The sequence below is a fragment of the Reyranella sp. genome (assembly GCF_044224635.1).
Classification (GTDB): Bacteria; Pseudomonadota; Alphaproteobacteria; order Reyranellales; family Reyranellaceae; genus Reyranella.
On sequence record NZ_JBGAKA010000022.1, the window covers coordinates 109,296 to 116,487 of the forward strand.

The 7,192-nt window shown below is 68.0% G+C and carries 6 protein-coding genes; all 6 read left to right on the forward strand.

The features are described from left to right. Window position 1 precedes the first annotated feature (1 nt). Window positions 2–1,252: a CaiB/BaiF CoA transferase family protein gene (locus ACILR9_RS19945; RefSeq protein ID WP_395711708.1), complete on the forward strand. Its 1,251-nt coding sequence runs from the start codon at window positions 2–4 to the stop codon at window positions 1,250–1,252. Then, a complete protein-coding gene (locus tag ACILR9_RS19950; protein ID WP_395711709.1) occupies window positions 1,249–2,763 on the forward strand; it encodes an acyl-CoA carboxylase subunit beta in 1,515 nt (504 codons plus the stop codon). The genes ACILR9_RS19945 and ACILR9_RS19950 overlap by 4 nt, the downstream gene beginning before the upstream one ends. 18 nt (window positions 2,764–2,781) lie before the next feature. Beyond that, complete coding sequence (locus ACILR9_RS19955) at window positions 2,782–4,365, forward strand: acyl-CoA carboxylase subunit beta (protein WP_395711710.1); 1,584 nt, start codon at window positions 2,782–2,784, stop codon at window positions 4,363–4,365. Window positions 4,366–4,402: 37 nt separating this feature from the next. Further along, window positions 4,403–5,395, forward strand: a complete 993-nt coding sequence (locus tag ACILR9_RS19960) for an ABC transporter substrate-binding protein (protein ID WP_395711711.1) — start codon at window positions 4,403–4,405, stop codon at window positions 5,393–5,395. A 179-nt stretch (window positions 5,396–5,574) separates the two neighbouring features. Then, complete coding sequence (locus ACILR9_RS19965) at window positions 5,575–6,348, forward strand: ABC transporter ATP-binding protein (RefSeq protein WP_395711712.1); 774 nt, start codon at window positions 5,575–5,577, stop codon at window positions 6,346–6,348. After that, a partial coding sequence (locus ACILR9_RS19970) for an ABC transporter permease (protein ID WP_395711713.1) occupies window positions 6,345–7,192 on the forward strand: 848 nt, incomplete at its 3' end. The genes ACILR9_RS19965 and ACILR9_RS19970, both read left to right, overlap by 4 nt.

Genomic DNA, 7,192 nt, shown 5'->3' on the forward strand with positions numbered 1-7,192 from the left:
CGTGAGCGACGACACCGGCGCCGACACTGCTTCCACCACAGGCCCCGAAACTGGCCAACGCAGCGGGCCGCTCGCCCGCTATCGCGTGCTCGAGATCGGCTCGACGGTCGCCGGCCCGTTCTGCGGCCGCATGCTGGCCGATTTCGGCGCCGAGGTGATCAAGGTCGAGCCGGCCGAGGGCGACCCGGTGCGAACCATGGGCAAGTCGGTCGACGGCCACTCGCTCTACGCCGCCTCGATCTTCCGCAACAAGCGGCTGGTCTCCATCGACCTGCGCCGCGAGGAAGGGCGCGACCTGGTGCGCCAGCTCGCCACCCGGTGCGACGTGCTGATCGAGAACTTCAAGCCCGGCACGCTGGAGAAATGGGGCCTCGGCTGGGAAGCGCTCTCGGCGATCAATCCGCGCCTCGTCATGGTGCGCATCTCGGGTTTCGGCCAGGACGGCCCCTACTCTCAGCGGCCGGGCTACGGCGTGGTGTGCGAGGCGGTCAGCGGGCTGCGCCATCTCACGGGCGATCCCGACCGCGCGCCCTCCCGCGTCGGCGTGTCGATGACGGACTACATCGCCGGCCTGCATGGCGCCTATGGCACGGTGATGGCGCTGATGGCGCGCGAGCATACCGGTCGCGGCCAGGTGATCGATACGGCGCTCTACGAGAGCGCCTTCAACTTCATGGAAGTGTGGATCGGCGCCTACCAGAAGCTGGGATTCGTGCCCAACCGCGAAGGCTCGCGCCTGATCGGCAGCACGCCCAACAACCTTTATCCGACGGCGGACGGCAGCTACATCCACATCACCGCCATGGCCGACAGCCTGTTCCGTCGCCTCTGCGACGCGATGGGCCAGCCCGCGCTGGCGCGCGATCCGCGCTTCGCCGAGCACGCCGGGCGCAACGACAATCACGCGGCGCTGGACGTCCTCATCGCGCGCTGGACCGCGACGCTGCCGCTCGCCGAGATCGAAGCCGTTCTCGACAAGGTTTCCGTGCCGGCCACCCGCATCTTCACCGTGGCCGACATCTTCGCCGACCCGCACTACAGCGCGCGCCGCTCGATCATCGAGGCGCCGGACCAGCATCTCGGCACCGTCGCCATGCCGGCGGTGGTGCCGCGCCTGTCCGACACGCCGGGCGCGGTGCGCCATGCCGGCCGCGACGTCGGCCAGGATTCGCGCGCCGTGCTGCGCGAGGTCCTGGCTCTGAACGACGAGCGCATCGACGCGCTCACCAAGGAAGGCATCGTCACGGCATGACCATCGACAGCTACCAGGCGCGCAAGGCCAAGGCGCTCGCCATGGGCGGGCCCGAGAAGCTCGCCCGCCGCAAGGCCGCCGGCATCCTCAATGCGCGCGAGCGCATCGACCGGCTGTTCGACGCCGGCAGCTTCATCGAAAGCGGCCTGTTCGGCGCCTCGCTGGCCGATCCCGACAGGTCGGCCGGCGACGGCAAGATCGCAGGCTTCGGCAGGATCGAGGGCCGCGACGTCGCCGCCGTCGCCAACGACTTCACGGTGATGGGCGCCTCCTCTGCCGCCACCAATGGCCGCAAGATCGGCCACATCAAGCGGGTCGCCACCAGCCGCGGCATGCCGATCGTCTTCCTGGGCGAGTCGTCGGGCGCCCGCATGCCCGATCACATGGGCTCGCGCGGCATGGGCGCGCTGCTGGGCAACGATCCCACGCAGTACGTCCGCCATCGCGAGGTGCCGTGGGCCGCCGCCACGCTCGGCCTCTCCTATGGCTCGTCGTCCTGGTATTCGGTGCTGTCCGACTTCAACGTCATCCGCAAGGGGGCCGTCCTCGCCGTCTCGAGCGCCCAGCTCGCCTCGCTCGCCATCAAGGAGAAGGTCGATCCCGAGGAGATGGGCGGCTGGCAGGTCCATGCCGAGGTGACGGGCTTTGCCGATGCCGTGGCAGAGACCGACGAGGAGGCGCTCGACCTGATCCGTACCTTCCTCTCCTACCTGCCATCGCATCAGCGCGAGGCGCCGCCGGTGCGGCCCGTGCCGGCTGGCTCCGGCAGCGGCATGGCCGACATCGCGAGACTCCTGCCGGAGAAGCGCACGCAGGTCTACGACGTGCGCCGCATCATCCGCGCGATCGTCGACGCCGGCTCCTTCTTCGAGCTCAAGGCGCGCTTCGGCAAGGTGATCAGCGCGGGTCTGGCGCGGCTCGACGGCCGCACCGTCGGCATCCTCGCCAACAACCCGCTGTTCCGCGGCGGCGCCATCGACACCGACGCCTGCGACAAGGCGGCGAGCTTCCTGGTCCTGTGCGACAGCTTCAACATTCCTCTCGTCCTGCTGGTCGACACGCCGGGCTTCCTGATCGGCATCGACGCCGAACGCCGCCGCGCGCCGGGCAAGATCATGAATTTCATGCAGGCGCTACAGCTCTGCACGATGCCCAAGCTCTCGGTCATCCTGCGCAAGACTTACGGCCAAGCCTATCTCAACATGGGCGGCGGCCGGAACTCCGACGAGGTTGCCGCCTGGCCCAGCGCCGAGGTGAGCTTCATGGATCCGACCTACGCCGTGAAGATCGTGCATGGCCTCTCGCCCGGCGAGCCCGGCTTCGACGAAGCGTTCGCGCAGATGAACAAGGACAGCGAGCCCTGGGACATCGCGGCGATGTACGCCGTCCAGTCGGTCATCCAGCCGCACGAGACGCGCGCCTACCTGATCCGCATGCTCGACGTGCACCGCCAGCGCCTGACCAACGGCGTCGGTGAGCACCTGATGCGGGCATGGCCCACCAGCTTCTGAGGACGGAATGATGGCGATATGAGCGACAGGCCCCCTCCCGACGGCTGGACGCCCGAGGTCGACGAGCTCGAGCAGCGCCGGCGCGACGCGCGCGGCCTGGGCGGCGCCGAGGCCGTGGCCCGGCATCACGAGCGCGGCCGGCTGACGATCCGCGAACGGATCGACGGCCTGGTCGACAAGGGCTCCTTCCGCGAGGTCGGCACGCTCGCGGGACAAGGAAAATACGACGGCGCGACGCTCAGGAGCGTGACGCCCGCGCCCTACGTGATGGGTCTCGCCAGCATCGACGGCCGCCCGGTGGCGGTGGGTGGCGAGGATTTCACGATCCGGGGCGGCTCGAGCTGGTCGGGCGACCGCAAGAAGGGCGGCCAGGGCGGCTTCATCGAGGACATGGCAGCGAGCTATCGCATCCCTCTGGTCAACCTGATCGACGGCTCGGGCGGCAGCGTCACCTCGATCAACAAGCGCGGCCATTCGATTTTCCCGGGCGTGCACGGCTTCGAGCGTTCGGTCGAGCTCCTGGGTAAGATCCCGGTGGTGTCGGCCGTGCTCGGCACCGCCGCCGGCGGTCCGGCCGGCCGCGCCATCCTTTCGCACTGGTCGGTGATGGTCGACGGCACCAGCCAGGTCTTTGCCGCCGGTCCTCCGGTGGTCGAGCGCTCGCTTGGCCAGAAGATCAGCAAGGAGGATCTGGGCGGCCCGCCCATCGCCGTCGACCACGCCGGCACGATCGACAACAGGGCCGACAGCGAGGCGGCCTGCTTCGCCGAGATCCGGCGCTTCCTGTCCTACATGCCGTCCAACGTGTGGGAGCTGCCGCCCGCCGTCGCGGCAGGCGATCCGGTCGATCGTTGCGACGAGGAGCTGCTGCGCATCGTGCCGCGCGACCGGCGCAAGCCCTACAACATGCGCAAGCTGATCGGGCACATCGTCGATCGCGGCTCGATCTTCGAGATCCAGCCGACCTACGGCAAGGCGTTGATCACCGCGCTGGCCCGCATGAACGGCCAGGTCGTGGGCATCGTCGCCAACAATCCGATGGTCTATGCCGGCGCGATGGACGTGAAGGCGGCGCGCAAGCAGATCCACTTCGTCGAGACGTGCGACTGCTTCCACATTCCGCTGGTCTTCCTGGTCGACGTGCCGGGCTTCATGGTCGGCAAGGATGCCGAGGCGGCAGCCACGCTGCGCGACGGCATGAGGGCGGTCTATGTCGGCCTGCAGGCGACCGTGCCGACCTACACCGTCGTGATCCGCAAGTGCTATGGCATGGCGGGCATGGGCACCACCGAGAAGAACGGGCTTGAGTTCAAGATCGCCTGGCCGTCGGCCGAATGGGGCTCGCTGCCGATCGAGGGCGGCGTCGCCGCGGCCTTCCGACGCGAGATCGCCGCTGCCGACGACGCCAGGCAGCGCGAGCGCCAGCTCGAGGAGGAACTGCGCGCCCTTGCCTCGCCGTTCCGGACGGCGGAGGCGTTCGGCGTCGAGGAGATCATCGACCCGCGCGAAACGCGGCCCTATTTATGCCGCTTCATCGATGCAGCCCAGGGGAAGCTGCGCACCACGGTGGGGCCAAAAGCAAAGTACGGCGTACGTCCCTGAGACCGAGCGCCTGGTTCGACAAGGGAGGAGTGGGACAATGAGCAAGACGACAATCATCCGCCGGACCATGCTGACGGCGGCCGGCGCATCGCTGTTCGCCGGGGCGGTCCGGGCGCAGGACAAGGTAAAGGTGAAGTTCGGCGTGCTGACGACCGCGTCGCAGGCGGCGTTCTATGTCGGCGCCAGGAAGGGCATCTTCGCCAAGTACGGGTTCGACGTCGAGGTGCTGCCGCTGCAGACCGGCGTGCAGGCCAACCAGGCGCTGGCCGCGGGCCAGGTCGACTGGAGCGGCGGCGGCGTCGAATCGACCGTCGTCGCCTGGGCGACCAACCTGCCCTTCAAGGCCTACTCGATGTACGCCAAGGGCGGCGATTCCTACGCCATCATGGTGCGCAAGGACGCCAACATCGGCTCGGCCAAGGATCTCAAGGGCAAGAAGATCGCCGTGCCGCAGGGCACCGCGCCGGCGCAGGGCCTCAACCAGGTGCTGAAGGAAGCCGGCCTGCCGCGCGATGCCGTCATGCGCGTCAACGCCAACTACGGCAACATGGGCCAGATGCTGATCGCGGGCTCGGTCGAGGCGATGGCCGGCCTCGAGCCGTTCCTGACCCTTACCGAGGAGAAGATGGAAGGCAAGGCCGCGATCCTGATGCGGCTCGGCAAGTACGTGCAGGGCGGCGGCCTGTTCCTGATCAGCGACAAGTGGGCGGCAGCCAATCCGACCAAGATCGCCGACGCTGTGGCGGCCCTGTGGGAGGCGCAGCAATGGGTTCGCAAGAACCCGAAGGAAGCGGCTGCCATCGAGGCCGAGTTCCTGAAGGTCGAGCCGCGCATCGTCGAGGTCTCGTTCAAGGTGCTGACCTACGATCCGCTGATCGACGACTTCACCTCCAAGTCGCTGCAGACCACGGCCGACTACCTCGCCGAGGAGAAGCTCATCCCGGCGCCCCTCAAGCTCGAGCCGCATCTCGTCGAGCTCAACAAGGTGACGCAGCAGGTCAAGGCCAAGCATCCCACGCTGCTCGACTAGAGCATGATTGCTTCAAGTGTAAACCTCACCCTGAGGAGCCACGCGAAGCGTGGCGTCTCGAAGGGTCGGCTACAGCACATCTGTTGCCAACCCTTCGAGACGCGGCTTCCGGCCGCTCCTCAGGGTGAGGACATTTCCGGTGCTTCAACCAAAGACAATCACGCTCTTGAGGCGCCGCAATGCCCGACATCCTGACCGCGAGCGGCGTGTCGAAGACGTACTTTGACACACACGAAGGGCACGACGTGCTGGCGCTGAAGGACGTGTCGCTCGGCATCGCCGCGCACGAGTTCGTCTCGGTCATCGGACCGTCGGGCTGCGGCAAGTCGACCTTCCTGCGCATCGTCGCCGGTCTCGAGCGGCCGACCGGAGGCGACATCGCGGTTTCGGGCCGCAAGGTCACGGGGCCGGGCGCCGATCGCGGCATGGTCTTTCAGGAGTATGCCCTGCTGCCATGGAAGACCACGGAGGCCAACATCGAGTTCGGCCTCAGGCTGAAAAAGGTGCCGGCGGAGGAGCGTCGCGCCACCACGCAGCGCTTCGTCGATCTCGTGGGCCTCACCGGCTTCGAGAAGAAGTATCCGCATCAGCTTTCGGGCGGCATGCGCCAGCGCGTGGCCGTGGCCCGCGTGCTTGCCAACAATCCCACCATGCTCCTGATGGACGAGCCCTTCGCCGCGGTCGACGCCATGACGCGGCAGAGATTGCAAGAAGAGCTGGCCGCCATCACCGCGCAGGAGCGCACGACCGTCCTCTTCGTCACCCATGCCATCGACGAGGCGGTGTTCCTGTCGGATCGCGTCGTCGCTCTCTCGGGCCGGCCCGGCCGCATCGTGGCCGACCTCCGCATCGACCTGCCGCGCCCGCGGCGCTGGGACGCCGTGATGAACGATGCACGCTTCGTAGCCTACCGCGACCGCCTCACCCAGAGCATTCACGGCCAGCACGCATGAGCGCCGCCGAACCTGTCACGGCCGGGTCCGGCACCACCGGACCCGATTCCCGGCTGCCGGCCGCAGCGCAACGCCGCAGGATGTCGTGGTGGCAGCCGCGCGCGTGGGTCACTGCGCTGCTGCCTTTCGCCGTCGGCATCGCGATCTGGCAGGCGTTGTCGCTGGCCGACATCTGGCCGCGCGTGCTTTTCCCCTCGCCGCTCGAGGTCGCGCAGGCTTTCGTGACCGATACGCTGTCGGGCGTTCTGCTGGTGAACCTCGCGGTCAGCCTCAAGAGCCTGCTGCTGGGCTTCATCGCAGGCTGCGTCGTGGCGATCCCGCTCGGCTACCTGATGGGTCTGCACAAGGTCAGCCGGGACTTCTTCGATCCGCTGGTGAACCTGCTGCAGGCCATTCCCGGCCTCGCCTGGATTCCCTTCGCCATCCTGTGGTTCGGGCTCGGCGAGGGCGCGGTGGTCTTCATCATCGTGATGTCGGTGTTCTTCCCCGTGCTGCACAACCTCCTGACCGGCATTCGCATGGTCCAGCCGGTGCTGGTCGAGGCCGTGCAGACCCTGGGGGCCGGCCGCGCCGCCGTCATTCGCCACGTCATCTTCCCCGCCACGCTGCCCAACCTGATGACCGGCATCCGGCTCGGCATCGCCTTCGGCTTCCGGTCGCTGGTCGGCGGCGAGATGATCGCCAGCACCGACGGTCTCGGGTACGCGATCTTCAATGCCCAGCAATACTTCCAGTCGGCGCGCATCGTCGTCGGCATGCTGGCGATCGGCATCGTCTGGCTGATCATGGACCGCTTCCTGCTGCGGCCCATCGAGCTGCGCACGACGATGCGCTGGGGCCTGAT

What these genes read in the sequence shown, in the direction of transcription:
- ACILR9_RS19960 (WP_395711711.1), top strand. Translation starts at nt 4,403, where the DNA reads ATGAGCAAGACGACAATCATCCGCCGGACCATGCTGACGGCGGCCGGC.
- ACILR9_RS19965 (WP_395711712.1), top strand. Translation starts at nt 5,575, where the DNA reads ATGCCCGACATCCTGACCGCGAGCGGCGTGTCGAAGACGTACTTTGAC.
- ACILR9_RS19950 (WP_395711709.1), top strand. Translation starts at nt 1,249, where the DNA reads ATGACCATCGACAGCTACCAGGCGCGCAAGGCCAAGGCGCTCGCCATG.
- ACILR9_RS19955 (WP_395711710.1), top strand. Translation starts at nt 2,782, where the DNA reads ATGAGCGACAGGCCCCCTCCCGACGGCTGGACGCCCGAGGTCGACGAG.